This window comes from Lewinellaceae bacterium (assembly GCA_020636135.1).
Lineage (GTDB): Bacteria > Bacteroidota > Bacteroidia > Chitinophagales > Saprospiraceae > JAGQXC01.
Genome location: JACJYK010000001.1, coordinates 2038463 through 2063706, shown reverse-complemented (window position 1 = coordinate 2063706; position 25244 = coordinate 2038463). Strand labels below are relative to the sequence as shown.

General features: G+C 47.2%; 25 protein-coding genes. 13 read left to right on the top strand and 12 right to left on the bottom strand.

The window, feature by feature from the left end; translation table 11 throughout:
- Window position 1: 1 nt before the first annotated feature.
- Window positions 2–421, top strand: coding sequence for a molybdenum cofactor biosynthesis protein MoaE (locus tag H6570_07715; GenBank protein MCB9319151.1), 420 nt, complete (start codon window positions 2–4; stop codon window positions 419–421).
- Between the two features lie 23 nt (window positions 422–444).
- Here the strand turns inward: H6570_07715 and H6570_07710 are convergent, their stop codons facing one another.
- From H6570_07710 to H6570_07665, 10 genes are all read right to left on the bottom strand, one after another.
- Complete coding sequence (locus tag H6570_07710; protein ID MCB9319150.1) at window positions 445–1218, bottom strand: hypothetical protein; 774 nt, start codon at window positions 1216–1218, stop codon at window positions 445–447.
- Between the two features lie 132 nt (window positions 1219–1350).
- Entirely contained in the window at window positions 1351–2610 is a 1260-nt protein-coding gene (locus tag H6570_07705; protein ID MCB9319149.1) for a hypothetical protein, read from the bottom strand.
- Window positions 2591–3154: a sigma-70 family RNA polymerase sigma factor gene (locus H6570_07700; GenBank protein ID MCB9319148.1), complete on the bottom strand. Its 564-nt coding sequence runs from the start codon at window positions 3152–3154 to the stop codon at window positions 2591–2593. The genes H6570_07705 and H6570_07700 overlap by 20 nt, the downstream gene beginning before the upstream one ends.
- Entirely contained in the window at window positions 3148–3915 is a 768-nt protein-coding gene (locus H6570_07695; protein MCB9319147.1) for a hypothetical protein, read from the bottom strand. Before H6570_07695 ends, H6570_07700 begins: the two co-directional genes overlap by 7 nt.
- A 2-nt stretch (window positions 3916–3917) precedes the next feature.
- Window positions 3918–5198, bottom strand: a complete 1281-nt coding sequence (locus H6570_07690; protein ID MCB9319146.1) for a hypothetical protein — start codon at window positions 5196–5198, stop codon at window positions 3918–3920.
- Between the two features lie 84 nt (window positions 5199–5282).
- Window positions 5283–6173 carry an alpha/beta fold hydrolase gene (locus tag H6570_07685; GenBank protein MCB9319145.1) on the bottom strand — a complete coding sequence of 297 codons (891 nt, stop codon included), beginning with the start codon at window positions 6171–6173 and terminating at the stop codon, window positions 5283–5285.
- Between the two features lie 11 nt (window positions 6174–6184).
- Window positions 6185–6784 (bottom strand): TetR/AcrR family transcriptional regulator, encoded by a 600-nt coding sequence (locus tag H6570_07680; protein ID MCB9319144.1) that lies wholly within the window; start codon window positions 6782–6784, stop codon window positions 6185–6187.
- A gap of 180 nt (window positions 6785–6964) precedes the next feature.
- A complete protein-coding gene (locus H6570_07675; protein ID MCB9319143.1) occupies window positions 6965–7774 on the bottom strand; it encodes a methyltransferase domain-containing protein in 810 nt (269 codons plus the stop codon).
- A 9-nt stretch (window positions 7775–7783) separates the two neighbouring features.
- Entirely contained in the window at window positions 7784–8701 is a 918-nt protein-coding gene (locus H6570_07670; protein ID MCB9319142.1) for an alpha/beta fold hydrolase, read from the bottom strand.
- 120 nt (window positions 8702–8821) lie between these two features.
- Window positions 8822–9844 (bottom strand): glutamine synthetase beta-grasp domain-containing protein, encoded by a 1023-nt coding sequence (locus tag H6570_07665; GenBank protein MCB9319141.1) that lies wholly within the window; start codon window positions 9842–9844, stop codon window positions 8822–8824.
- Window positions 9845–10115: 271 nt separating this feature from the next.
- Here H6570_07665 and H6570_07660 point away from each other — a divergent pair, with 271 nt between their 5' ends.
- From H6570_07660 to H6570_07610, 11 genes are all read left to right on the top strand, one after another.
- Window positions 10116–11699 carry a hypothetical protein gene (locus tag H6570_07660; GenBank protein MCB9319140.1) on the top strand — a complete coding sequence of 528 codons (1584 nt, stop codon included), beginning with the start codon at window positions 10116–10118 and terminating at the stop codon, window positions 11697–11699.
- A 284-nt stretch (window positions 11700–11983) separates the two neighbouring features.
- Window positions 11984–12568, top strand: a complete 585-nt coding sequence (locus tag H6570_07655; GenBank protein MCB9319139.1) for a GNAT family N-acetyltransferase — start codon at window positions 11984–11986, stop codon at window positions 12566–12568.
- Entirely contained in the window at window positions 12568–13776 is a 1209-nt protein-coding gene (locus H6570_07650; protein MCB9319138.1) for an argininosuccinate synthase, read from the top strand. The genes H6570_07655 and H6570_07650 overlap by 1 nt, the downstream gene beginning before the upstream one ends.
- Window positions 13773–14741, top strand: a complete 969-nt coding sequence (locus tag H6570_07645; protein MCB9319137.1) for an N-acetyl-gamma-glutamyl-phosphate reductase — start codon at window positions 13773–13775, stop codon at window positions 14739–14741. Before H6570_07650 ends, H6570_07645 begins: the two co-directional genes overlap by 4 nt.
- A 12-nt stretch (window positions 14742–14753) precedes the next feature.
- On the top strand, window positions 14754–15899 hold the full coding sequence (locus H6570_07640) for an aminotransferase class III-fold pyridoxal phosphate-dependent enzyme (protein ID MCB9319136.1): 1146 nt from the start codon (window positions 14754–14756) through the stop codon (window positions 15897–15899).
- Window positions 15896–16834 carry an N-acetylornithine carbamoyltransferase gene (locus H6570_07635; GenBank protein MCB9319135.1) on the top strand — a complete coding sequence of 313 codons (939 nt, stop codon included), beginning with the start codon at window positions 15896–15898 and terminating at the stop codon, window positions 16832–16834. Before H6570_07640 ends, H6570_07635 begins: the two co-directional genes overlap by 4 nt.
- Before the next feature lie 6 nt (window positions 16835–16840).
- Window positions 16841–17623: an acetylglutamate kinase gene (argB, locus tag H6570_07630; GenBank protein MCB9319134.1), complete on the top strand. Its 783-nt coding sequence runs from the start codon at window positions 16841–16843 to the stop codon at window positions 17621–17623.
- A 2-nt stretch (window positions 17624–17625) separates the two neighbouring features.
- A complete protein-coding gene (locus H6570_07625) occupies window positions 17626–18693 on the top strand; it encodes a M20/M25/M40 family metallo-hydrolase (protein ID MCB9319133.1) in 1068 nt (355 codons plus the stop codon).
- A complete protein-coding gene (gene argH / locus H6570_07620) occupies window positions 18690–20021 on the top strand; it encodes an argininosuccinate lyase (protein MCB9319132.1) in 1332 nt (443 codons plus the stop codon). The genes H6570_07625 and argH overlap by 4 nt, the downstream gene beginning before the upstream one ends.
- 64 nt (window positions 20022–20085) lie before the next feature.
- On the top strand, window positions 20086–21075 hold the full coding sequence (locus H6570_07615) for a glycosyltransferase family 2 protein (GenBank protein MCB9319131.1): 990 nt from the start codon (window positions 20086–20088) through the stop codon (window positions 21073–21075).
- A complete protein-coding gene (locus H6570_07610; protein ID MCB9319130.1) occupies window positions 21044–22807 on the top strand; it encodes a tetratricopeptide repeat protein in 1764 nt (587 codons plus the stop codon). The genes H6570_07615 and H6570_07610 overlap by 32 nt, the downstream gene beginning before the upstream one ends.
- Window positions 22808–22834: 27 nt before the next feature.
- On the opposite strand, the gene H6570_07605 is transcribed toward H6570_07610, so the two are convergent.
- A complete protein-coding gene (locus H6570_07605) occupies window positions 22835–23065 on the bottom strand; it encodes a ferredoxin (protein ID MCB9319129.1) in 231 nt (76 codons plus the stop codon).
- Window positions 23065–24339 carry a U32 family peptidase gene (locus tag H6570_07600; GenBank protein ID MCB9319128.1) on the bottom strand — a complete coding sequence of 425 codons (1275 nt, stop codon included), beginning with the start codon at window positions 24337–24339 and terminating at the stop codon, window positions 23065–23067. Before H6570_07600 ends, H6570_07605 begins: the two co-directional genes overlap by 1 nt.
- 95 nt (window positions 24340–24434) lie before the next feature.
- Here H6570_07600 and H6570_07595 point away from each other — a divergent pair, with 95 nt between their 5' ends.
- Entirely contained in the window at window positions 24435–25130 is a 696-nt protein-coding gene (locus H6570_07595) for a hypothetical protein (protein ID MCB9319127.1), read from the top strand.
- The last annotated feature ends 114 nt before the right edge of the window (window positions 25131–25244 follow it).

Sequence of the window (25244 nt, the reverse complement as noted above, 5' to 3'; positions counted from 1 at the left end):
CATGGAAGTACAAATACATCTTACCAGTCAACCACTGGATACTGACGGCATTTATCATTTCCTGCAAACCCCGTCCAGTGGGGGTATAGTCGTGTTCACCGGCACCGTACGTGATCATCACCAGGACCAGCAGGTAATCAAACTGGAATTTGAAGCTTATGAGCCTATGGCTCTGAAAGAAATGAATCAGCTGGCACAGATATGCAGTGAACAATGGCCATGTCACCGTATTGCCATACATCACCGGTTGGGTACGTTAGGGATAGGTGAAGCCCCGGTCATCATCGGGGTATCCAGTGCACACCGCCAGGAAGCATTTGCAGCTTGTCAGTTTTTAATCGATTCATTGAAAGAAAGGGTGCCGATCTGGAAAAAGGAATTCTTTACCGATGGGTCACACTGGGTATCAGCACATCCTTAACTTACTCAACCCTAATCCTAATGCTAGACGGTAGATTTAGCTTCCAGGTCGTACATACACATTGCCGCTAATACCGCACCAAGGATAGATCCAATCAGAGACCCAATCACCGGAAGGAACATCAGGGTATTGGCTACCAGTCCAACGCCAAATGATACTCCCAGATACGACTTAGTCCGCTTTTCACTTTCTTTGATATTCAGTTCATACACCTCGTGGTAGTTGTCGATGAGCGTAAACCCGATGAAATAACAACCGATGAGCCAGGCTACGACCGGCTTGATGAATGCCATTCCTATCATTCCCAGAGGAATTCCGATCAGGACGACGATAACCATTTCGAACGCGTAATTGCGAATAGCAATCTGGATCATCCTTTTCTGAGCTGCAACAAAATCTTTCCAGTCTGAATGGGTTTTCATTCCGGTGAGGATTTCGATAGCACGCCGGGAAAAATGGAAAATGAAGATCTCGAAAACGATCAGAAGAATGTACTTAAAACTTCCATTGAACATAAAGCCAAGGCTATCCGAAAAGGCATGCCCGGTAGAAGCAAAGGCCTGGTATACTGCATTGTGGTGGTCTTCATTCACCCCTTGCTCATACCACTTGAAAAATGAAACGACAAACTTCAGGGAAAGTAACAATCCGACGACTAACAATATCCTGGATAACCAGCTGTAACCCATCATCCCTTCCCACAGGCGGTTGTCCCGAATAAAATGGACGGCGTCCTTTATCCTGCTGAGTGTATAGGCCAGGTCGTAAACAAATAAAGAGAGTAAATGGCTTTCCATTCAATAATCCGGTTTAGTTGATACGGAAGTTACTATGCTTACCTGTTTGTGCCAATTTTTTTCAGCGGAAGTCCCCTACTTTTCGATTAAGCTGGCCGTAGCGCCGACTTAACGATAAAAGGCAGGCTACGGTTAAAAGCGAATCCCTAACCTTACTCCCAGTTCCTGGCGATTGATGGCCTCTGAATTCACCTTCTTGAATGGTGACAAACCCTGATGAAAATAACCTTCCGCTATCCAGCGGTTATACCGATAACGAAGAAAGGCGTTACCGGTCCAAACCTGGTTATTAAGTTCCGTACTATTTCCTGTGGAGCTTATGGTTCCCGGGTTTGCAGTAAAATCGGGCGTTGCAGTAGGATCGGATTTATCCAGGGATTCAAGGGCAGTATTTACCTGTCCGCTGAGGAGATGTTCATAACTGCCGCCGATACCCAACTGCCAGTTTTTAGCCACCTGGTAACGAATCCCGACAGGAACCACCAGATAAAATGGTTTCAATTCGGAAACCTCTGAAACTGTGGAACGGTTGGTGTCATTCATCCCACTCCCAGACACATTCTGCAAATATTGGGTGATCACCGGATTAAAAGACCATTTGGCTATGCCCACTCCCCCAGCCAGGGACCAGTGGGAACTAATCATCCAGGCTACTCCGGCATCAGCAGTCCAGCCAAAACCAGATGATGGTTTTAAACTGGCCACTACACCAAGCATAAATTCAGGAACAAACAACCGACGGTGTTCCTCTGGAACCACAATTGCTGTTGTGACTGGTGGAAGCACCGTGGTTTTAAAATCATCCATTACCGGAATGAAGTTCTTGATGGAAAGCCCTGCTAACACAGTCACTGCATCCGAAACAAGTAGATCCTCACGGCTTACCCTGGTTCGCTCTTTTGAAGCAGGTTCAGTCACCAGATATTCAGACATACTGGCATCCTCAAATGTCGATCCGGTTTCCGGAACAACCACTGCAGCGGAGGTATTATTGGCGCTACGTACCTCGTAATGTCCAGATCCTGACTTGGCAGCTTTAAATGACAGAATGTGAGCTTCTTCCGGAGAAGCAAGCTCAGCAGTTGGTTCGCCACGAACCGGTGACGCCAGCGCTTTCATATCATCAGCAGCAGAAGGTTTTTGTTCCGGGGTAACTGGCTGGGCCAGTTGGGATTTTGACACGGCTAATTCCCCGGAGTCATTATCCTTAGGAAGGAGAAAGAACCATCCCATCAGGGCTAAGGCTGCTGCACCGGAAAGCCACCACCACAGTATGGCTCTGGTCTTTTTTTTCTCCGGCATTTCCCGGTCCAGCACCCGGCGCATATCATTCCAGGCGTTGTCCAGTGCGGAAGGATCATTCCACCAGTTTTTATCTTGCGAGTTGCTCATTTTTCTGCGTTTTTTGAATTCGGTCCTTCAGGATCTTACGAGCATTGGAAAGGTGCCATTTACTGGTTCCTTCCTGGATCTCCAGTTGTTTTGCGATTTCATCATGAGAGTGTCCTTCGATGGCAAAAAGAATAAAAACCTGTTTGCTCATGTAAGGAAGATCTTCAATCAGGCTCATCAAATCTTCGTAATAGAGGGAGTGGATAGCTTCTTCCCGGATGGAATCGTCTTTTTCGTCCAGGATCAAAAATTTCAAATACCGGTTTTCCTTCTTAAAATAGTCGGAGATCGCATGGAATACCAGACGCCGTAACCAGCCTTCAAAAGATCCCTTGTGCTCATAAAGGTGTATTTTTTGAAAGGCACGGAGGAATCCGTTATTGACAATATCAATGATACGATCCTGATCACGGGTGAAACGGTGACACATTTGGGCCATGGCAGGAAAATAGATGCGATAGAGCTGCTCCTGACTCCGCCGGTCATTTGTTTTACACCCTTCTATGATCGATATGATATCGTGCTGTTTCGGCATAGTTAAAATAGCAATCCCGTACTTAGGGTTAACCGTCTGAATTCGATACGCTTCTCTAAAGTACGACGATCCCACTGACTTATATTGTAATTAAAAGCTGCTCGTTGAAATTGATAACCAATACCAATGGTAGCTACTGTATTCCGGAAAGCTCCCAGACGGAGGCCTATCTGCGGTGACCAGTAAAAGCCTCCGGATGCATTCAGAATATTACCGCTCCGGACATAAGTCCAGCCGAATCCTGCAGCCAGGGCATAAAATGGGCTTACCTGCCGGGGTAAAAGATATCCTCTTACTTCACCGTATCCGGCCAGGACTTTTTCTACCGATTGTAAATTGAACTGACTATAACGTACCCCTCCACTAAATCCATACAGGCGTTGCAGCCGGTAACCTACCTGCGCATTCAGACCAAAACCTGGGATCAGTGGGCTGTTAACAGCCTGCCCATCCATAAAATCCATCTGAATCAAGCCATACCAGCCCCTTTCCCGGAAGTTATAACTCTTCAGTAGCAGTGGCCCTCCCTGCACTTTCTGGTAAAGGCGTTTTACAGTACGACTATGGATGTATAGCGTCGCTCCGGTTACCAGTTTGAAAACATACACGCTGTCTGATTCAATACGGGTTATGGTGCCGGTGAGTCTGCTTCCATTTTTCAGGTCCAGAACATCAAGATAATGTATGGCGGCATCTTGGGCCTTTATGAATACTGCTGTGAGACATACGACCGTACAAATCAGGAAGCGATAAAGGTGATGTACAGACATGGTCATTTGGTTTGGACAGGTATTACACTCAACTTCCGGAATTTTTTGGGATCACTGATATCGTATTGATAGAATCCGTCGCTGCCTATGATCATGGCGTGTGAACCGGAAAGGGTAATAATATCGTAGGCATTAAATCCTTTTGCATGAGCTTGCAGCCGGTCACCAATCTTATTCCGGTCACTGGCATCAAAGACCTTTACCCCGCCATCGCCTTCGCAAATGTATAAGCGGTCATCGGCCAGGGATAGTCCATGCGGATTGTCCATTGGATAAGTGGCGACCAGATAGGGTGCATAAATGTTACTGATGTCTATGACATCTAGTTCATTGGTAAAATTATCACAGGTACTGCCATCACGAAGGGTCACATAAGCTGTGTTCCCATCGACAAAAACCGGATCACACGCCGTCATGTGTTGATAACTGCTGACCCAGGAAGGATTGTCTGCGTCACTGCGGCTGAAAATATGCATTCCGGACTGTGAACCAACAAACAAGTATTGATCATACGGAAAGATGGTTTCAATATCCCACCCAATAGCTAGGCTGTTGGTCTGGACGGGATTCCCCGGATTGGTGATGTCAAATGTATAGAGCTGAGAATGATCCACGGAATACAACCGGTCACCGGCCAGGGTAAATCGTGCCATTGAGCCTCCAATACCTGCTGCATTCAAGGCCTTATCGGTACTGGAGGCGTTTCCAGGTGCGGCGTCAAATAAAGCGACATCGATAAAAAGCTGATTATTTTCCCGTAACCAGGGTTGTCCTGTTCCTGCATTGTCGCAAGTAGTAAATTCTTTAATCTCTTTAGGTTCATAATACACCAGATAGGCTCCATCAGGTCCCTGGCCATACAGTTTAAAAACATTTTCTGTCCGGGACAGCAATTGTGGATTATTCAGATCACTGATATTAATGGCTATCAGATCGACGTAGGAGTCCGCCATCAGAACATCGTCCTTTACGGCCATATCCACATTTCCGGCGATCGGTATGAAAGTGACCTGTACCGGGTTTTCTGGATTAGCATTGTCGTATACGTGGATACCTTCGCGCAATTCATTGATCAGGACATAATTTTTATAGAAATAGATTTTTCCCGGATTTTCCAATGGCTGTGCGGGAATGGCTTGTACGTCTTTCGTTCTGAATTGGGATGCTGTTTGGTAGATGGGTTCCATATTGACATAGCTGATGGTGGCATCGCATTTGTCTTTCAGGCATCCGGTAGTCAGGCTTAACAGCCCCAGGAAAAGGAAAGGGTAAATTTTATGCATGACGGTGTCAATTTGTTGTTCAATTATTAAGACACCGGGTTGGCTGCAAAGGGTTGGGTAAGCTGTCCTTGAATATGTGTAAAATTATCTCCGGAGCCAGTCAATGATGACCTGACTCACATGATCATCCCTGAGGATCCGGTAATGTCCCAGTCCGCTGGTAATAACCTGTTGAGGTTTAAGTGGATGATTTTTAACTGCATGAGCCTGATTGACCGGCACATCGCGATCATCATTGTCGTGGACGATCAACCAGTCCGGATATACGGACCAGACATCGGGATACAAAGGAGAAACAGCGTCAAATTCCATATTAAATTTATTCCGGACGTATTCCCGGATACGGTGAGCTAGCGCAGGTGTACCGCCTATTTTCTCCATGAAGTCCTGTAAGATGAATGTACTCTCCATTGGAGAACTGATGGTGACCAGTTTGGAAAATAAGATTGCATTCCGGCTGGAATAATGGAGGGCTACGCCACCAAAGCTGTGACCTATCGCTGCAACCAGTGGAAATTGATGGCCCAGGTGTTCCACGACCTGCACCAATTCCAGGATATTGGTTGTCTTACCGCTTGATTGACCGTGCGCAGGGGCATCGATGGCAAGCACCTGATAACCTGCATTCAGCAAATGTGGCAGCATGCTGGAAACCTGTGTTGCCCGGCCAGACCATCCATGCATGAATAGGACCATGGGATCCGCCGGGTGTCCCCACCGGTAAGTACAAATGGAAAGATGACCTATCCCGAGTGTTGATTTTTGCGCACTTTGATGGGCTGCTTTTTCCCGTTCAGGTATTTTATGCCGGAATGGTGTACAAAAGAGACGCCAGGCGACAAAGTTGGCTAGCTTCGGGGACACCTTTTCCAGTGTTTTCATGGTAGACCTGATAATACGTAAAGAAACCGGAGTCTTGCGTTTGTTGCGCTTCTTCTTTTTGGCTTCAGCCGCCAAACCGATCGGTCTGTTCATATGCAAAAAAATTAGGGTTTAAAGCAATTTTGTGCCAGATATTCCTTGGCGTGATTAACCGCCCAATGCAGCCGGCCAGGATCATCCAGAGTCCTGGCAACGATATTTGCCCCTTCGATACTTCCGACTATGGTGGAAGCTATTTCCTGATAAGAACGGCTGCAGGAAAATTCCCCCTGCAGCTCTCCCTCTTCCAGCTTAATTTCGATATAACGGGTTAACATCTGCATACCGTGTTTTGCTTTTAGGGCAAGTGCCGGATCCAGTCTTGGCGCCTCCACAGAAATATTAAATATCGGGCATCCCCCAGCAATTACGGGCTCAAAAGCCATGGATGCCAGAACGTCGATGATGATATGGAGTTTGTCCCAACTGGTGTCGGCCTGATTCAGTTTCGAACGAAATCGTTGCAGGACCAGCTGGAAGGCATGGTCAAAAGCAGCCAGGGCAATTTCTTCCTTGTTGCGGAAATAATTATAGATCCCTCCTTTCCGCAGATGGGTCGCATCCATGATATCACTCAGGCTGCAAGCATAATAGCCCTTCGTGTTAAACAGGGTTGCTGCCTGCTGGATGATCCACTCCCTGGTGGTTATTTCATTTGGCTTCATACAGACCAATTGGTCTGTAAAAATATAGAATAATTCTGTAACAAGCAAAATTAGGGTGGGAGTTCAACGAAAGGATTATATACCTGTCCTACTGCCGACCGGTGGCGGATAGCATGCAATCAACCTCCTTTCCGTGAAATAGAATAGACATTATCTCCGGAAGCTCTATACTTGTTGTCGTCAGAAAGGTTTTATCCCTTCTGCCCAGCACACCTGGTACCATATGGTAGCATGTGGATGATATTGCCATTGTTCAAAATCCTTCAGTCCGGAATCAAATTCTGCCTCTGGCAACAATTGATATTCCCGGATTACCGTCCTTGCCTGCTCGATGATTTCGGCAATGTTACGGACATAATCGGTAAAGTCGGACTGGTCGGCATTGGAACCAAAAAAGATGAAATCATTGCGGATGGATGTACAACCCGCCTCTTTAAGTAAGGCCACCAGCTTCCGGCCGATGTATGGATCATTACCTATAACTTCGTAACTTCTCAGGTAAGCATACCAAATCGCCTCAAAAGAAGGCAGTTCAGGAAATAAGGTGAACCGCAAATGGTCGTCATCCACCAATACGACCTGTCCACCCGGTCGGGCTGCATCCACCATCTGGTGAACTGCCATTTCGGGAGATCGCAAATGTTCCAATAAAAATCGGGTATGTACCAGGTCAAAATGACCTCTCTCCTCTTCATCCAACGGAAGCTGATATGCGTCTCCCTGGCGATAGTGCAGCTGAGGCCGGCCTTCCAGCCAAGCTCCTGCCCTATCCAGCTGTGCCTCACTTTTTTCCACTCCCAGCACCTGACCCGAGAAGCCCACCTTATCTGCCATTTGAGCGGAAAACATACCGAGTCCTGAACCCACATCCAGAACCCGCATTCCGGGCTTAAGCGGTAATTGTGAAATGCAACGCCGGTTAAGCAACTCGTTTAGTTTGGCCAGACGGCGTTGTTCTTCGGAGGCATAGCCATGAATGTATTGATCCATATCCAGCTATTATTGTTTCAACAGTGCGCCAACATATTTCTCCAGCTCAGGCATAGCCTCGATATAAGGGAAATGTCCGCAGTGAGCTAATTTAACCACTTCCCACGCCGGATTAATGGTCTTAAATGCACGGATCGCCCCATCCGCACCCGCTTCCTGATCGCCGTAAATGACCAGCGTAGGTGCTTTCAGGCGTTGTAACTTCTGGGTAAAATCGTAATTGATCATATCCGGCATCATGGTGTTAAAGGTCTGGCTGGTGGTTTCGAAATCAGGTTGCAGAGTAATGTTTAAAGAATCGATCAATGCAGGATTGTCGAATTGGAGTTTGTACATAACCCTGAAAAGGTCTTCGTATCCTTTTGCTTCTCCTAACATGTAGGCGTCGGATTGCTGTACTGCGGTAATCTCCTGATGTTGTTCCGGGGATATGCGGTTGAACAAGGCATCGTTCCCTTGTTGCCACAGCGTATAGGTAGGAGGCATACTGTTCATCAGGATAAGATGACTGATCCGGTCCGGATACCGGGAGGTATAGGCCATGGCCAGAAATCCACCGAATGAGTGACCGAGTAAGCTCATTTTTTCGAGACCAAGGTGCTGCCGTATTGCTTCCATATCCGCTATAAAAGTGTCCAGTCGCATCATACCTGAGTCTACAATATGTCCTGACAGGCCACAGGCCCGCTGATCGTAAAAAATCATCCGCGCCTGCTTTCCCAGCTTACCCATTTGCGGCATGAGGTAAGTGTGATCCAAACCTGGGCCGCCATGGCATACGAGGACTGGTTCGCCAGAGCCAATTTGCCGGATAAAAAAGGTAAAGCCATTCAGTGTGGCGTACTCTGCACTGTCCACAAGCGCCTGATCAGGCGAGGGAGACTGACAACCAATAAATATCAAGAGGGGGATAAGAATGCGATACATCCTTTTTTATCTGGTAATATAAGGGTAGTTATGAAAAAGAAAAAGCTGCCCAAAAATGACTTTTGGACAGCAAGCCCTAACCAAAATTAAACAATAAATAAAAAAGCCTTTCCTTATTTCTTATCCAGTAATTGCCTTACTGGCTTTACTTACCGTTTCAACAATCCGGGCAGCAACTTTGTATGGATCTGCTGCAGAATTGGGGCGACGATCTTCCAACCAGCCTTTCCATCCGCGGTCAACCGTAGCAATCGGAATACGGATCGATGCTCCGCGGTCAGAAATACCGTAGCTGAATTTGTCGATGGATTGTGTTTCATGCAATCCGGTCAGACGCAGGTGGTTATCAGCGCCATACACTGCAATGTGCTCCTTGATCACTTTACCGAAAGCATCGCAGATCTTCTCATAAGTTGCTTTGTCACCAGCGGTGCGCAGCAGCGAATTGGAGAAATTGGCGTGCATGCCGGAACCATTCCAGTCTCCTTTGATCGGCTTACAGTGCCAGTTAACGGCTACGCCATATTTTTCAGCAGTACGCTCCATCAGATAACGAGCTACCCAGGTATGGTCTCCGGCGTGTTTAGCGCCTTTGGCAAAGGTCTGAAACTCCCACTGTCCGGCAGCAACCTCGGCATTGATACCTTCCACATCTACACCAGCATCAAGACAAAGATCCAGATGCTCTTCAATGATCGAACGTCCGAAGGCATTTTTTGCACCTACGGAACAGTAATAAGGCCCCTGTGGTGCCGGGAAACCATTTGCCGGAAAGCCCAGCGGTTTATCGGTCTCAGGGTCCCACAGGAAATATTCCTGCTCAAAACCAAACCAGAAGTCATTATCATCGTCTTCGATGGTGGCGCGGCCATTGGTAACGTGTGGCGTACCATCTGCATTCAAGACTTCAGTCATTACCAGGTACCCATTCTTACGATCAGGATCAGTGAACAGTGCAACCGGCTTCAACAGACAGTCCGAAGAACCGCCTGGGGCCTGGCCTGTGGAACTACCGTCGAATGACCACATTGGACAGTCTTCCAGCTTGCCGCTAAAATCTTCGACGATCTTCGTTTTGCTTCTAAGTCCCTGGGTTGGCGTAGATCCATCCAACCAAATGTATTCCAGTTTTGATTTTGACATGACTCCCGAAATTTATTTTGTGATGCAATTTTTAATTGATACTTCAAAAATAGATTGCCGACGTGAAGCACCCATGTTAAAAATCAAAATGCATTGTCATACCCAAATGTCAACCACATATCATTAAGCATTGATTATCAAACAACTGTAATATTTCCATTTGTTAGTTCCAAAAGAACTTTTTTGCTCCCTTCCGCAAGCTTACTGACTGAGAGTCAGAGATTCTGACTATTTTTAAGGTACCAAACAAGCACCAAACCAACAACTGCTTATGCCGATCTCTCATGGAGACCAATTATTCAATCTGATCCGGAGTTTATCAAAGGCAGAAAAGCGCACTTTCAAACTGTATACCAAACGTCTCAATAAAGACTCGGATCCAAAATTCATTCAACTATTCGACATCCTCGATAAGCAAAAGAACTATCAGGAGGAGCTTATTTACAAGCGCTTCCACCAATTAAGCAAGGTTCAGCTATCCAATCTTAAAAGGCATTTGTACACCCAGATCCTGATTAGCCTGCGGCTGATCCACATCAATAAGAACATCGACATTCAAATTCGTGAACAGATCGACTTCGCGCGGATCCTGTATGGAAAAGGCCTGTATCTGCAAAGTCTGAAGTTGCTTGACAGGATTAAAACAACCGCCGAAACCACCCATCAGGATTTTTTACTGATCGAGATCTTCGAATTTCAGAAACTCATCGAATCACGCCACATCACCCGCAGCCGGAAGATCAAAAACAAAATGGAGACACTGATCGACGAATCGGAGCTAAGGGCAGAGGTGGCCCTGAACACGGCCAGGCTCACCAATCTAAAACTCAAGATCCACGGTCTTTATATTCAGCGCGGTCATATCAGGGATGAAAAAGACCGAGCCGATCTGGAGAAATATTTCAAGCATGAGCTAAAATCCATCCAAACCGACCAGCTCACCTTTTTTGAAAAGATCTATTACTATCAGACCCATGTCTGGTATTATTACATCCTCCTCGACTTTGTCAGATGTTACGTTAACGCGGCCCGGTGGGTAGAACAATTTGAGCTGGATCAGGATATGAAAACCAAGGATCCTGATCTTTATATGCGCGGTTTGCATTATGAGCTCACCACCCTTTTCAATCTCCAGTGTTACGCAGACTTCAAAGATATCCTGGAAACCTTTGAACAATTTGAAGCTCAGCATGGTCAGGACTTCAATACCACGTCCGAGGTGATCTGCTTCCTCTACCTTTACACCGCGAAACTGAACGACCATTTTATCCGTGGCACTTTCGGTGAAGGGATTAAAGAGGTCCGTACGATCATGGAGAAGCTGGAAATGTATGATCCCCATCTGGATCAGCATCAGATCCTGGTCTTTTATTATAAAATAGCATGGTTATACTTTGGTAACGGAGACTATTCAAAGTCCCTTGATTACCTGAACCGGATCATCTACCTCGATGTGGGACATTTGCGGGAAGATATTCAGATCTACTCCCGGTTGTTATCACTCATTGTCCACTATGAATTGAAGAATTATCAGTTCCTGGAATATCAGATCCCGGCAGTTTTGCGATTTATGTCCAAGCTGGAGGATCAAAATGTATTGCAAAAAGAAACCTTAAGCTTACTTAACCGTCTATTATATAAGCCCAATGAAGAAGTCTTGATCGAGATCCGGAAATTCTATCAAAAAGTGGATAAGCTTTCTCATAACGTGGAAGACCAGAAATCCTTTGTTTACCTGGATATCATCACCTGGCTGGAATCAAAGATGCAGGAAAAGAATCTGCAAGACGTGATCCGGCAAAAATTTAATTCCCGCCAGAGTCAAAAAATTGAATCGCTAATCGCTTCATTATAAATCCATTATTAGTGATACGTGAATCCATTGAATGAAATTCATTGAATCACCGGAACTATTTGAAGCCTTTTAAAATTATTGGGCATTATTGGAAAATGTTTGAATCGTTACTAAATTTGTATTAGCGAAGATGAATAAGCAATACATCTATATTCCAACTTTCAGCCCGCGATGTTTACCTCGTCGCCCCGGCGGGGCGTGTTTATGATCCATCGATCCGGCATTGCCGGTATTCAACCACCTGAGGTTTTGTTTTCATCACTAATTATTTCGCACAACTAAAGATGTCCATTCAACTAACTATTGCCAATGCAACCCATCTTCCCTATGTGGAAGAACTGGTTGAAATGTATCGTCTTTCTGCTGAAGAGCGCAAAACCGGGATTGCTTTGCGAAAACCGGAGTATCTCCAAAAGAAAATGCTTAATGGCGATGCGATTATCGCCCTGGACGGAACATTGCTGATCGGATTTTGCTACATCGAGACCTGGTCACATCATAAATACGTCGCCAACTCCGGATTGATCGTTAAAAATGCCTACCGAAAACAAGGATTGGCCAAGATGATTAAGGTGCGTGCCTTCCAACTGGCGCGGGATAAATACCCTAGTGCCAAGGTATTCGGTATCACCACCAGCCTGGCCGTGATGAAAATCAATTCGGAATTAGGTTACAAGCCAGTTACCTTTTCAGAATTGACCCAGGATACCGAATTTTGGGACGCATGCAAAAGCTGTCCTAATTACGATATCCTGGAGCGCAATGAGCGACGCATGTGTCTATGCACCGGCATGCTCGCGCCTTCTAAAGAAGAGGCGCCTCATCTGGACTTATCCCATCTGATCCTTCAACCAAATCCTGTAGAGTAATGACCAAAGAACATGTGGTTCTGGCGTATAGTGGCGGCCTGGATACTTCATTTTGCGTAAAATACCTCAAAGAAGAAAAAGGACTTGACGTTCATGCGGTTCTGGTCCAGACCGGAGGATATTCCCACGAACAACTTGAGACTGTTCGCGAAAAAGCCATGCAATTAGGAGCGGTTCACTTCGAAGTCATCGATGCGACCCGGGATTATTACGATCAATGCCTGAAGTACCTGATCTTCGGCAACGTACTTAGAAATCAAACCTATCCACTGTCCGTAAGTGCCGAGCGTATGTTTCAGGCGCTGGCCATCGTGCGCTATGCGAATGCAAGCGGTGCAAAATATGTAGCCCATGGAAGCACCGGTGCCGGCAATGACCAGGTTCGTTTTGACCTTGCTTTTGAGGTATTGGGTAACAACCTCGAAATCATCACCCCAATCCGGGACCTGAAATTAAGCCGGCAGGAAGAGATCGCCTATCTCGAAAAACATGGTGTGTCCTGGAGCTGGGAAAAAGCAAAATATTCCATCAACCAGGGAATCTGGGGTACCAGCGTCGGCGGCGCAGAAACCTTAACATCCGATCAGGGATTGCCTGAAGAGGCATGGCCCAAGCCGGCCACTGCTCACGAAGTCCGGGAAGTTGTCCTGGGATTTACCCACGGTGAGCCGTCATCCCTCGATGGCAAGGAATTTGACCATCCCGTACAACTCATCGAAGCTTTGGAAGCCATTGCAACACCTTACGGTGTAGGACGTGATATGCACGTCGGCGACACCATCATCGGCATTAAAGGCCGGGTTGGCTTTGCTGCCGCAGCTGCATTAATTATCATCCGGTCACATCACTTGCTGGAGAAACATACCCTGGGCAAGTGGCAACAATACTGGAAAGAGCAATTAGGCAACTGGTATGGCATGTTCCTGCACGAAGCTCAGTTCCTCGATCCGGTGATGCGTAATATCGAAACATTCCTGACGGATACCCAGAAGCATGTTACCGGCGATGTCCGAGTCAAGTTGTATCCACATCGTTTTGAATGCCTTGGTGTGCGTACTCCATACGATCTGATGCAGACCAAATTTGGCCAGTACGGTGAGATGAACAATGCCTGGACAGGAGACGACGTCAAAGGGTTCACAACGGTATTAGGCAATGCATCCAAATTATACTTCTCCCTGCATCAGGAAGAAAAAATAAAAACATGATCCGGGTTGGTATCATCGGCGCTGCCGGTTATACCGGGGGTGAACTGATCCGGCTACTACTGGGGCATCAGGATGCAACCCTGGTGTGGGCAGTAAGCGAAAGCCAGGCGGGCAAACCAATTCATTCTGCTCATAATGATCTACTTGGTGACCTGGATATGTCCTTTGTCAGCGAACCGGATTCGGATGCCGATGTCGTTTTTCTGTGCATGGGTCATGGCCGTTCCAAAGCTTATCTGGATCAGCACATGTTTCCATCTGAGACTAAGATTATCGACTTAAGCCACGACTTCCGTCTGGGACGTAGTGGCGACCACGGTTTCGTATACGGCCTGCCGGAAGTGTACCGTGATCAGATTGCCAGTGCACAAAAAATTGCAAATCCAGGATGTTTCGCCACGGCCATTCAATTGGGTCTCCTGCCACTAGCCGCATCTGGTAAATTGCCTGCAGAGGTACACATCCAGGCCATCACTGGTTCTACCGGTGCCGGCCAGGCCTTGTCAGAAACCACCCATTTTACATGGCGTGACAACAACGTTTCTGTTTATAAACCTTTCAGGCATCAACACGAGGCTGAAATCCTGGAGACACTGGACTGGGTGGGAACTTCACCGACTCCTAAATTGCGCTTCATTCCTGTCCGTGGTAATTTCACCCGGGGCATTTTTGCTACGATGTACGTCCCCTATGCCGGGACCACCAAAGAAGCTAAACAAATGTATGAAGCCTTTTACCAGGATCATCCATTTGTCCATACGACCAATACAACGATCGACCTCAAACAAGTTGTAAATACCAATAAATGCCTGGTAGGACTTGAAGTAATTGATGATAATTTACTAATTATCAGCATGATAGATAACTTAATCAAAGGTGCATCAGGTCAGGCAGTCCAAAATATGAATATACAGTTTGGGATACCCGAGACAACCGGATTACTGCTAAAACCTTCCGCATTCTAACACACACGAGTTATGAAGTTATTTGATGTATATCCCCTCTACGACATAGAACCTGTCAAAGGTTGCGGAACATATGTTTACGATGCTTCCGGCAACCGCTACCTCGATCTTTATGGAGGACATGCGGTCATTTCCATCGGTCATGCCCATCCCACCTATGTGGAAGCCATCTCCCGACAGGTCTCACAACTTGGGTTTTATTCCAATTCGGTAAAAAATCGCCTGCAGCAGGAATTGGCTGATCGTCTGGGTTATCTCTCGGGGCTGAACGATTATCAGTTGTTTCTCATTAACTCCGGCGCCGAAGCCAACGAAAATGCACTCAAATTAGCATCCTTCCACAATGAGCGGACCGCTGTGATGGCCTTGCATAAGGGATTCCATGGCCGGACCAGTGCTGCAGTTCGGGCCACGGACAATCTGAAAATCCAGGCCCCGATCAACCGTGGAGTTGATGTAACGTATGTCGACTTTGATGATCTGGATCAAATACGTAATCTGCTTTACACGCAGAAATTCACTGCTTTCATCGCAGAAGCCATCCAGGGAATTGGCGGCATCCACCTTGCTGATCGTGAGGCTTTAAGTCAAGTACGCCAATGGTGCCGGGAAACCGATACCGTTTTTATCAGCGATGAGATCCAATGCGGTTATGGCCGCAGTGGCCGTTTTTTTGCTTATCAGGAGATCCCCGACCTGGAGCCTGACATAGTCACGGTCGCAAAAGGTATGGGGAATGGATTTCCAATCGGAGGTGTCCTGATCCATCCCCGGTTCAAGCCATGGCATGGCATGCTGGGAACCACCTTTGGGGGAAGTCACCTTGCCTGCGCAGCAGGTATTGCGGTGCTTGAAGTCATGGAGAAGGAAAAACTGATCGATAAAGCTGATCAATTGGGTAACTATCTGATGGACGTCCTGAAGGAACTTCCTGGTTTGGTTGAAGTCCGCGGTCGCGGTTTGATGATCGGTATCGAACTGGAAACACCGGTCGCCGCATTGAGGAAGCAATTGCTGTTTGACAAACACATATTTACCGGAAGTGCTTCCGATGCCAATGTGATCAGGATTCTGCCGCCATTGACCATCCAAAAAGTTCAGCTAAACGAGTTTGTTCAGGCATTTACCGAATTACTCAGTTCAACGACGGCCATATGAAACAATATCTGACGGTAGCCGACGCACCCAATTGGAGTTATCTGTTGGACCGGGCAGACTTTTACCGGAGAAACCCTCACGCAGATGCTGCCCTGGGTAAACACCGCACCCTGCTTCAATTGTTTTACAATCCCAGTTTACGGACGCGATTGAGTACCCAAATCGCCGGGCAACGGCTGGGCATGGAAGTCATCACCATGGATCTCGCACAGGGGTGGGCGCTAGAGTTTGAGGATGGAGTCATCATGGATGGCAATAAAGCAGAACACATTCGTGAAGCCGCCGGTGTCATGAGCCGTTTTGCCGATATAATCGGTTTGCGATCCTTTGCCAGTTTACAGGACCGTGAAGCCGATTATACCGATTTTGTCATCAATCAGTTTGCCCGTCATACCCAGGTTCCCATGCTTAACCTGGAATCAGCTACCGGACATCCGTTGCAGGCATTGGCCGATGCGGTGACCATCCGGCAATATCATCCGGATCATCGGCCGAAAGTTGTTTTATCCTGGGCTCCTCATCCACGGGCATTACCCCAGGCAGTGGCTAACTCATTCATCCAGGGTATGCAACGCATGGATGTAGACCTGGTGGTGACGCATCCCGAAGGATTTGACCTCCGTTCCGATATTGTAGGTAAGACAGAAGTGGATTTTGACCAGGATCGTGCATTGGAAGGGGCAGACTTCGTATATGTGAAAAACTGGAGCAGCTACCTCGATTATGGTGCCACCGCCCCACATCTTAAATCCTGGACGCTGAATGATGCAAAGATGGCCCGTACCAATAAAGCCCGTTTCATGCATTGTCTGCCTGTACGCCGTAATGTCGTAGTCGCAGATGAAGTGATTGATAGTAAGCACTCGATAGTGCTTGATCAGGCAGAAAATCGTATCTATGCAGCGCAAGCGGTCTTAGCCGAATTACTGATGTGAACAGCCATGAAAGATAACCCAGCACTTCATGTTGTTAAGATAGGTGGAGCATTAATTGATGACCAGGAAAAATTGGAGCAACTCCTCAAAGGATTCAGCTCTCTGCCCGGAAATAAGATCCTTATTCATGGCGGAGGTAAACAAGCCTCTGAACTCAGTAGGAAATTAGGCCTGGAACCCAAAATGATCGATGGTCGAAGGGTGACAGATGAAGCAACTCTGGATATTGCCGTGATGGTTTATGCCGGCTTGCTTAATAAGCGGATATCTGCCTGGCTCAACGGTCATAAAATTCGTTCAATCGGACTCTCCGGAGCCGATTTGAATCTGATCGTATCCAAAAAAAGAGCTCCCGAACCCATCGATTTTGGATTTGTAGGTGACATCGACCAGATCCAGACCGACCGCGTTATTCAGATCATCCAGCTTGGTTGGGTTCCCGTCTTTTGTGCCATTACTTACGATGGAAAAGATCAACTGCTGAATACCAATGCGGACAGCATAGCTACTCAACTTGGATTAGCCCTTCTCAATGATTACAGCATCCACTTACAATACATTTCCGATACACCAGGAGTTCTCAAAAATGTTGAAGACCCTTCGTCAACATTACCTTTCCTGGAACATGCATCTTACCTGAAATACAAAAAAGAAGGAATAGTTCAGGGAGGAATGATCCCCAAACTTGACAACGCGTTCCTTGCCATCGAAAAAGGGATCCGCTCCATCTGGATCTCCAACACCATTCGCACTCCCGACCAGCAAGCCAAAGGCACACTGATACGATAGCTATGAAGGTGTATACCGCTGAACATAGCATCCGTCTGCTCGAAAAGCTGATTACCATTCCATCATACAGTAAAGAGGAAAAAGAAGTAGCCGATTTGCTCGAACAATACCTCCTTGATGCAGGCACAATACCTGAAAGGGTTGGTAACAACCTGATCCTGCGCGGGAGATCCTGGGGAGAGGAGCGCAAAACATTATTGCTGAATTCACATATCGATACCGTCAAACCGCAGGGTAACTGGACGCATAACCCCCATGAAGTTGTGAGACAGGATGACCGCCTGATTGGACTGGGGAGCAACGATGCTGGCGGGTGCCTCGTCAGCCTCATACATGCCTTCTTAAATGTTCAGAACGAAGACTTGGGATTTAATGTAATCCTGGCTTGCACAGCAGAGGAGGAGATCAGTGGAAAAGGAGGAATCGAAAGTGTATGGAAGGACCTCGGAGTGGTAGATGCCGGCATTGTGGGAGAACCCACCGGTATGAAGATGGCAGTTGCAGAGAAAGGTTTGCTGGTCATTGATGCTCATGCGGAAGGAAAGTCCGGACATGCGGCCCGTGACGAGGGTGTCAATGCCCTTTATCTTGCAGTGGAAGATATCGAACTAATCCGGAACTGGAAGTTCTCCAGAGTCTCCCCCTGGCTGGGGCCGGTCAAAATGACGGTAACCATGATCCAGTCCGGGACACAGCATAATGTCGTTCCGGCCGTATGTCACTATGTGGTCGACATTCGCGTAAATGATCTCTACACTTTCGAGGAGATCCTGGACACGCTGTCGAAAAAATTAAATGCCAGGCTTTCACCCCGATCTTTAAGACTCAGACCTTCTCATCTGCCCGAAGGCCACCCGTTATTCCTAGCCGGTAAAGAATTGGGTTGGCCGGCCTACGGATCACCTACTCTCTCCGATCAGGCCCTCATCTCTGTCCCGACCTTAAAATTAGGTCCGGGAGAAAGTGCACGATCGCATACACCGGATGAATACATCTTATACTCCGAACTGGAAGCCGGCTTGTCGGGTTACCAGGCATTTCTACATAAACTCAAATCTTTCTGGTCATGAAGCTCTGGCAAAAGGATACCCCTCTTGATGCAAGGATAGAAGATTTTACCGTCGGAGATGACCCGATATTTGATTTGGAACTGGCAGTGTACGACGTGTTCGTCAATCTCGCCCATGCACAGATGCTGGCTCAAACCGGCCTATTAACCCAGAAAGAATTTGCGGACCTGAAAGCGGGGTTGGTGGCTATCCATAAACAGATATCGGAAGGCGCCTTTGTAATCGAACCGGGGATCGAAGATGTCCATTCGCAGATAGAAAAACTACTGACAGAGCAGGCAGGTGAGGCCGGAAAAAAAATCCATACGGCACGATCACGCAATGACCAGGTTTTGACGGACCTGAAATTATTTTTCAGAGAGCAACTGGCAAATACCGGTGAGCAGATCAAGACCTTATTTGAGCAAAGCATCGCCGAGGCAGAGCGGTATGCGGATGTTTTTATGCCCGGTTACACCCACCTGCAGGTAGCAATGCCCAGCAGCTTTGGGCAATGGTTTGGGGCCTATTCAGAAAACCTGATCGACGACCTTCAATTGATTCAACAGGTATTCCGGATCATCAACCAAAACCCATTGGGCAGTGCAGCAGGCTATGGTTCATCCTTCCCGATCGACCGTGAATTGACCACCCGTCTGTTAGGATTTGACCGTCTTGACATCAACAGCATTCATGCCCAGCTACAACGGGGTAAAAGTGAATTACTCTGCGGGATGGCCCTGGCCAGCCTTGCACAAACCCTGAATAAATGGTCTTATGACATTTGCCTGTACAACGGCCAAAATTTCGGATTTTTCACGCTACCCGTCTCGATGACGACCGGCTCGAGCATTATGCCGCACAAGAAAAACCCCGACGTATTCGAATTGATCCGGGCCAAGACCAATAAACTTGTGACCATACCCCAGCAGATCCTTCAATTGATCCAAAACCTGCCTGCCGGTTACCACCGGGATTTTCAGCTACTCAAGGAGATCATTTTTCCAGCCTTTCACACCATGCAGAAGATCCTGGATCTGATGATTTATGCGGTTGGTTCCATTGAAGTTAAAGCGGATCTCTCAGAGGATGCACGTTACCTGCTCGCATACAGTGTCGATGCAGTTAATCAGCTGGTAACTCAGGGCATATCCTTCCGGGAAGCCTATCACCAGATCGGGCAGCAGGTACGCAGCGGGCAGTTTCGCAAACCGGAAAATCTGAGAACCACGCATTTGGGAAGCGTTGACCATCCTGGATTCGATAAAATCAGGGAAAAGATGAAGGTTATTACTACCGAAGTGGATATGCATAAGCCGGCTGAAATCCTTAAACAATTATTGGATTGATCCGGGCCATTTGTGAATACCCTTCCATTTATTTCCTACCTTTCCCATAGCATCGCAAGCGAACATGGAAAGCTCACCGGTACTCAGCGTCATCGTTCCCGTCTACAATGAAAAGGATAATATCCAGCCTTTAGGAGAGCGACTTTTTCCGGTACTCGGTACTCTGAACTTATCGTTCGAAGTCTTATTTGTCGATGACGGAAGCAATGACGGGACGAAAGAGACCATCTGGCAGATGCATCAGGTATTTCCGGCTATTGGCTACCTATCACTTTCCAGAAATTTTGGGCATCAAACCGCCTTGTTAGCTGGCCTGCAGCACGCACGCGGTTCACTCGTGATCACGATGGATGGTGATCTGCAACATCCTCCGGAGGTGATTCCCGAATTGATAAACAAAGCCAGGGCAGGTTACGACATCGTAAATACCAAACGTACCGATCCAGCCGTTACCAGCTGGCAAAAAAAATACAGTTCCAGGTTATACTACCGGCTCCTCCGATGGCTGAGTGACATGCCTGTTCCCCCGGCAGGCGCTGATTTCAGATTGATGACCCGCTGTACCGTGGATGCTTTCCTATCCATTGAGGAGCGCGACCGATTTAACCGGGGACTGATTACGTGGATGGGTTTCCGACAGGCGATCGTACCATTTCAGGCTGAAGCGAGACATTCGGGACAAAGCAAATACAGTTGGGGAAAGATGATTGGTTTCGGTCTCAAGGGGCTAACCTCATTTTCTGCCAGGCCCTTAAGCATTGCCTTCTACAGTGGTGTGATTATCTCAGGTCTGGGATTTGCCTACGGGGTTTACGCACTGGCTCAATATTTCCGGGGGGAAACGATACCCGGATGGACCTCAACACAACTTACCCTGCTCATCATAGGAGGTGTCATTCTGCTGAACCTGGGTATCATGGGAGAATACCTGGCAAGGGTATTTCTAGAGGTCAAACGCAGACCTTTTTATTTTATCCGGGATGAAATAACTCCCCAATGGACATCAGACAACCAAACATCGAATGACGAAAGGAAAACCAAAGAAAAAAAGTAAGGGGTCAACCCGTAAACGCATTGTGTCAACAACTCTCTTCTCCAAGACAAATCTGGTTATCCTGGTTGCCATAGCGGTTGCAGGTTTTATTGCCTATTCACCCATCCTCCAGGGTGAATTTCTCAATTACGATGATGAGTTATACATCACTCAAAATCAGCCCCTCACCGGATTTGACCTCCCATCCCTTTTTAGTGGTTACATCGGAAATCAATATTCTCCGGTTGCGATGTCCATTATGGCTTTTGAGATAAAGATGTTTGGATTACAACCGGGTGCTCTTAAGTTTTTCAGCATTATTCTGCATCTGCTGAATGGCTTTCTGGTCTTCGTTTTTATTAAGAAGCTGATTCGCCGGGATGACATTGCTGTCATCATCAGTGCTTTATTTACGGTACATACCTTGCAGGTCGAATCCGTGGCCTGGCTCACAGCCTCCATGAAAATTGGGACTTATAGCCTGTTTTCCCTGGCTTCATTGATCAGTTATCTTACCTATCGTCAAGGCAGCCACCGAAGTCAGTACTACCTTTCATTGGTCTATTTCCTACTAGCCGGTTTTTGCAAAGAACAGGCAGTGGTCCTTCCGCTCTTGTTGATGCTGATCGATTATTTCCAGCAACGCAATTGGTTATCCAGGGAGGCATTGATCGAAAAGATCCCTTTTTTCATCATTGCACTCGGTATCGGGATGGCAACCATGCGGGTCGCCGGAGACATGAGAGGTACGGGAAACGCTCTGCCCTACTCCATCCTCGAACGGTTATTATTTGCCTGTATGGCATTTGCAAATTATGCCTGGAAAGAGGTACTGCCTGTTCACCTTTCCACCTACTATATCTATCCGCCTCAGGGTGAAACACCCGGCTATTTTTACGCCACTCCCCTCTTCGTAGTAGTTGTATTATGGCTTCTTTACTACACCTGGCGTAAAGGCCTGCGGCTTTACTTTTTTGGAATCGCTTTTTTTGTTATTAATATCGTTCTGACCCTGTTCTCGCAGATCTTCTCCGTGCGGGACGTTATCATGGCGGACCGCTATGTGTATCTTTCCAGTATCGGATTTTTTCTCTGTTTGGTGCAATTAATTATCAGCAAGGCGGAGGGTTTACAGTGGAATAAAAAATACTTGTATGCCGGGTTTGGAATTTATGCCTTGTTACTGACAGGGCTTACCTGGCAGCGCTCCAAAGTTTGGCACGACACCGTCACCATGTTTAGCGATGCCATTGATTACCGGAATGCCAGGGGATATTCTGGACCTACCCCAACGATAGCACTTCCCTATTCCAACCGTGGTCTGGCTAAAAAGAGAGCAGGAGATCTGGAAGGCGCTATGTCAGATTACAATGCCGCTATCCAGGCTAATCCAGGTTATCCGACAGGGTTTCTCAACCGGGGTAATTTGTATTTTCTACAAAATAAACCCGATCTGGCCATTAAAGATCAAAACCGGGCTATTGAACTGGACCCCAATAACTACCTGGCTTATGCGAACCGTGGCGCTGCTCTTGCCAGTGCCGGCCAGTACGAACCAGCCATTGCCGATTTCAACAAGTCTTTATCACTACAGCCTAATTTCCTGGACGGACTGTCAAACCGGGCGCTAACCTACTATACCATGGGTAATAACCAGGCAGCTTTAAAGGATGTGGAACAGTATCTGCGCATCAATCCAAACGATGCGAATATGCAGTCTTTCAGACAGGAGATCCAGGCAAAGCTGCAATAACCTGATTTTGTGACCCATACTGACGGATTAACTGATCTTCTTGACCTGGATGATTCTGACCGGGCATGCCTGCGCTGCAGCTTCATTGGCTTCAAAAGCTTCGTCTTCCAGACGGATACTGTACATCCCACGTTTTTCCGTGGCGTTCAGCAACACACTCTTTCCGTCCTTTTTCGACATTCGCCAATAATTGTGAGCAAGTTCCACGCAATAATTACACCCGATGCATTTCTTGCGGTTCTGTGTTACCACGATCATCAGGCATCCACGATTTTGTACAGCTTATCGGACGGCCTTACCTTATCAGGCACCTTGATGGAAAAGGATACACCTTGTTCGATGGTGTCAACGGGCTGATCATCCACCCGGATCTCATCGGCTGTAAACTCCAGAACACCGGTTACCGGTCCGGTGATCAACAGTTTATCCCCTTTATTCAATTTATGGCTTTCCATCTTAAATTCACCCACATGAACTCGAGGAAAATAATGGAGACTTTTACCCAGGTAAACCTTTTTAGTAGTTGCCTTTGAACCGTACGTATCAGACCATTCTCCCAGTTTCTTCCCAAGGTAATAGCCACCCCAGAATCCCCGGTTATAGACCTGTTCCACTTCGCTCATCCAACCGTCTACTTTTTCCGGAGTAAAGGTTCCTGCAATCACGGAATCGATAGCCTGCCGGTATGCCTGGGTCACCGACTTGACGTATTCCGGAGCACGGCCCCTGCCTTCGATCTTGAGTACATCGATTCCGGTATCCAGCAGTTGATCCAGGAATGGCAATGTATTCAGGTCCTTCGGAGACATGATGTATTCATTCTCGATGTGGAATTCATGGCCCTCATCGCGGTCTTTGACTTCATATTGCCGGCGGCAATTCTGAATACAAACCCCGCGGTTGGCAGACGAATTATGGGTGTGCAGGCTCAGATAGCATTTGCCGGAAATGGCCATACATAATGCGCCATGAGCGAACACCTCGATCCGTACCAATTCCCCGGAAGGTCCGGTGATCTTTTCACGTTCGATGGTCTGGGTAATTTCACGCATTTGGATCATAGAGAGTTCACGAGCCAGAACCATCACATCGGCAAAAAGTGCATAAAACTTGATGGTCTCTATGTTGGAGATATTGACCTGTGTCGAAATATGCACAGGCACACCTTTGGACCTGGCATAACCGATGGCAGCCTGATCCGAGGCAATGATCGCAGAAATGCCCTGACTTGCCGCTTCATCAACAATGCGGCGCATCAGGCTCAGATCATGATCGTATAGGATGGTATTCAATGTAATGTAGGACTTGACCCCATGCTGATTGCAAACACGGGCGATTTCACCCAGGTCTTCCAGGGTAAAGTTCATTGTGGCGCGGGCGCGCATGTTCAATTGTTCGATTCCGAAATAAACCGAATCAGCTCCACCCTGGATAGCCGCCATCATGGATTCAAAATTTCCGGCGGGAGCCATGAGCTCAATCCTTTCTTTTACCAATTGCAGCGATTTAAAATATTCACCGCAAAGGTACATTTTGCCAGCATAGATGACAAGATACTTCTCTGAACCATCGTAACCGGGCAGGATTTCCGGCGAAAATCCTATATTAATGCTCAAACTTACCGGCCATGCCAAGTGCATTTCGTTTTTATTTCCTGCTGCCATTGTTGGTTTTTCTGGCTGCATGTTCGCCTCTGAAGAAATATGCGGATACGGCACCTCCCTGGGAGAAAGAAATTGAAGGCCTGGAAGCACTGGACCAGACTGAACACTATTCGGATCAGGCTATACTTTTTGTCGGCAGTTCATCCATCCGGTTATGGAAGAACATTCAAGAAGACATGGCCCCTTACGAAGCCATCCGGCGTGGATACGGCGGAGCGCATTTTACCGATCTGATCCATTTTACCAAGCGGTTGGTTGCTCCGCATGAGGTTCAGGCCGTAGTTTGTTTCGTGGCTAATGACATCAGCGGTTCCGACCAGGACCAGAAACCAAAAGAAGTGTTGAAGTTGTTTGAATTCTTTGTAAAACAGGTTCGCGAAGTAAAACCGAATGTCCCCATCTTCCTCATCGAAATTACCCCAACCAATTCCCGCTGGGCTGTTTGGGATCAAATCCGTGAAGCCAACCACCTGATGCAGGACTACTGCAATAAGCATCCGGATCTGTATTTTATCGCCACCAGTGCCGAATACCTTGGTCAGGATGGAAAACCACGGGCTGATCTTTTTATTTCAGATCAATTGCACATGAACCAATCAGGGTATGACATCTGGAAAAGACTCATTAAGGATGAACTGAACAAGGTTTTGCATCCATAAGCCAATGTCTGCAACCTTCCAAATCCTCAGGTGTCATGAAGCAAATTCCTGTTTTCATCGTTTTCATCCTGTTATTGGATGGACAAGCAGGTCAGGGACAGACGCCCCAATCAT

What these genes read in the sequence shown, in the direction of transcription:
- H6570_07715 (MCB9319151.1), top strand. Translation starts at nt 2, where the DNA reads ATGGAAGTACAAATACATCTTACCAGTCAACCACTGGATACTGACGGC.
- H6570_07710 (MCB9319150.1), bottom strand. Translation starts at nt 1,218, where the DNA reads ATGGAAAGCCATTTACTCTCTTTATTTGTTTACGACCTGGCCTATACA.
- H6570_07705 (MCB9319149.1), bottom strand. Translation starts at nt 2,610, where the DNA reads ATGAGCAACTCGCAAGATAAAAACTGGTGGAATGATCCTTCCGCACTG.
- H6570_07695 (MCB9319147.1), bottom strand. Translation starts at nt 3,915, where the DNA reads ATGTCTGTACATCACCTTTATCGCTTCCTGATTTGTACGGTCGTATGT.
- H6570_07690 (MCB9319146.1), bottom strand. Translation starts at nt 5,198, where the DNA reads ATGCATAAAATTTACCCTTTCCTTTTCCTGGGGCTGTTAAGCCTGACT.
- H6570_07685 (MCB9319145.1), bottom strand. Translation starts at nt 6,173, where the DNA reads ATGAACAGACCGATCGGTTTGGCGGCTGAAGCCAAAAAGAAGAAGCGC.
- H6570_07680 (MCB9319144.1), bottom strand. Translation starts at nt 6,784, where the DNA reads ATGAAGCCAAATGAAATAACCACCAGGGAGTGGATCATCCAGCAGGCA.
- H6570_07675 (MCB9319143.1), bottom strand. Translation starts at nt 7,774, where the DNA reads ATGGATCAATACATTCATGGCTATGCCTCCGAAGAACAACGCCGTCTG.
- H6570_07670 (MCB9319142.1), bottom strand. Translation starts at nt 8,701, where the DNA reads ATGTATCGCATTCTTATCCCCCTCTTGATATTTATTGGTTGTCAGTCT.
- H6570_07665 (MCB9319141.1), bottom strand. Translation starts at nt 9,844, where the DNA reads ATGTCAAAATCAAAACTGGAATACATTTGGTTGGATGGATCTACGCCA.
- H6570_07660 (MCB9319140.1), top strand. Translation starts at nt 10,116, where the DNA reads ATGCCGATCTCTCATGGAGACCAATTATTCAATCTGATCCGGAGTTTA.
- H6570_07655 (MCB9319139.1), top strand. Translation starts at nt 11,984, where the DNA reads ATGTCCATTCAACTAACTATTGCCAATGCAACCCATCTTCCCTATGTG.
- H6570_07650 (MCB9319138.1), top strand. Translation starts at nt 12,568, where the DNA reads ATGACCAAAGAACATGTGGTTCTGGCGTATAGTGGCGGCCTGGATACT.
- H6570_07645 (MCB9319137.1), top strand. Translation starts at nt 13,773, where the DNA reads ATGATCCGGGTTGGTATCATCGGCGCTGCCGGTTATACCGGGGGTGAA.
- H6570_07640 (MCB9319136.1), top strand. Translation starts at nt 14,754, where the DNA reads ATGAAGTTATTTGATGTATATCCCCTCTACGACATAGAACCTGTCAAA.
- H6570_07635 (MCB9319135.1), top strand. Translation starts at nt 15,896, where the DNA reads ATGAAACAATATCTGACGGTAGCCGACGCACCCAATTGGAGTTATCTG.
- argB (MCB9319134.1), top strand. Translation starts at nt 16,841, where the DNA reads ATGAAAGATAACCCAGCACTTCATGTTGTTAAGATAGGTGGAGCATTA.
- H6570_07625 (MCB9319133.1), top strand. Translation starts at nt 17,626, where the DNA reads ATGAAGGTGTATACCGCTGAACATAGCATCCGTCTGCTCGAAAAGCTG.
- argH (MCB9319132.1), top strand. Translation starts at nt 18,690, where the DNA reads ATGAAGCTCTGGCAAAAGGATACCCCTCTTGATGCAAGGATAGAAGAT.
- H6570_07615 (MCB9319131.1), top strand. Translation starts at nt 20,086, where the DNA reads ATGGAAAGCTCACCGGTACTCAGCGTCATCGTTCCCGTCTACAATGAA.
- H6570_07610 (MCB9319130.1), top strand. Translation starts at nt 21,044, where the DNA reads ATGACGAAAGGAAAACCAAAGAAAAAAAGTAAGGGGTCAACCCGTAAA.
- H6570_07605 (MCB9319129.1), bottom strand. Translation starts at nt 23,065, where the DNA reads ATGATCGTGGTAACACAGAACCGCAAGAAATGCATCGGGTGTAATTAT.
- H6570_07600 (MCB9319128.1), bottom strand. Translation starts at nt 24,339, where the DNA reads ATGTACCTTTGCGGTGAATATTTTAAATCGCTGCAATTGGTAAAAGAA.
- H6570_07595 (MCB9319127.1), top strand. Translation starts at nt 24,435, where the DNA reads ATGCCAAGTGCATTTCGTTTTTATTTCCTGCTGCCATTGTTGGTTTTT.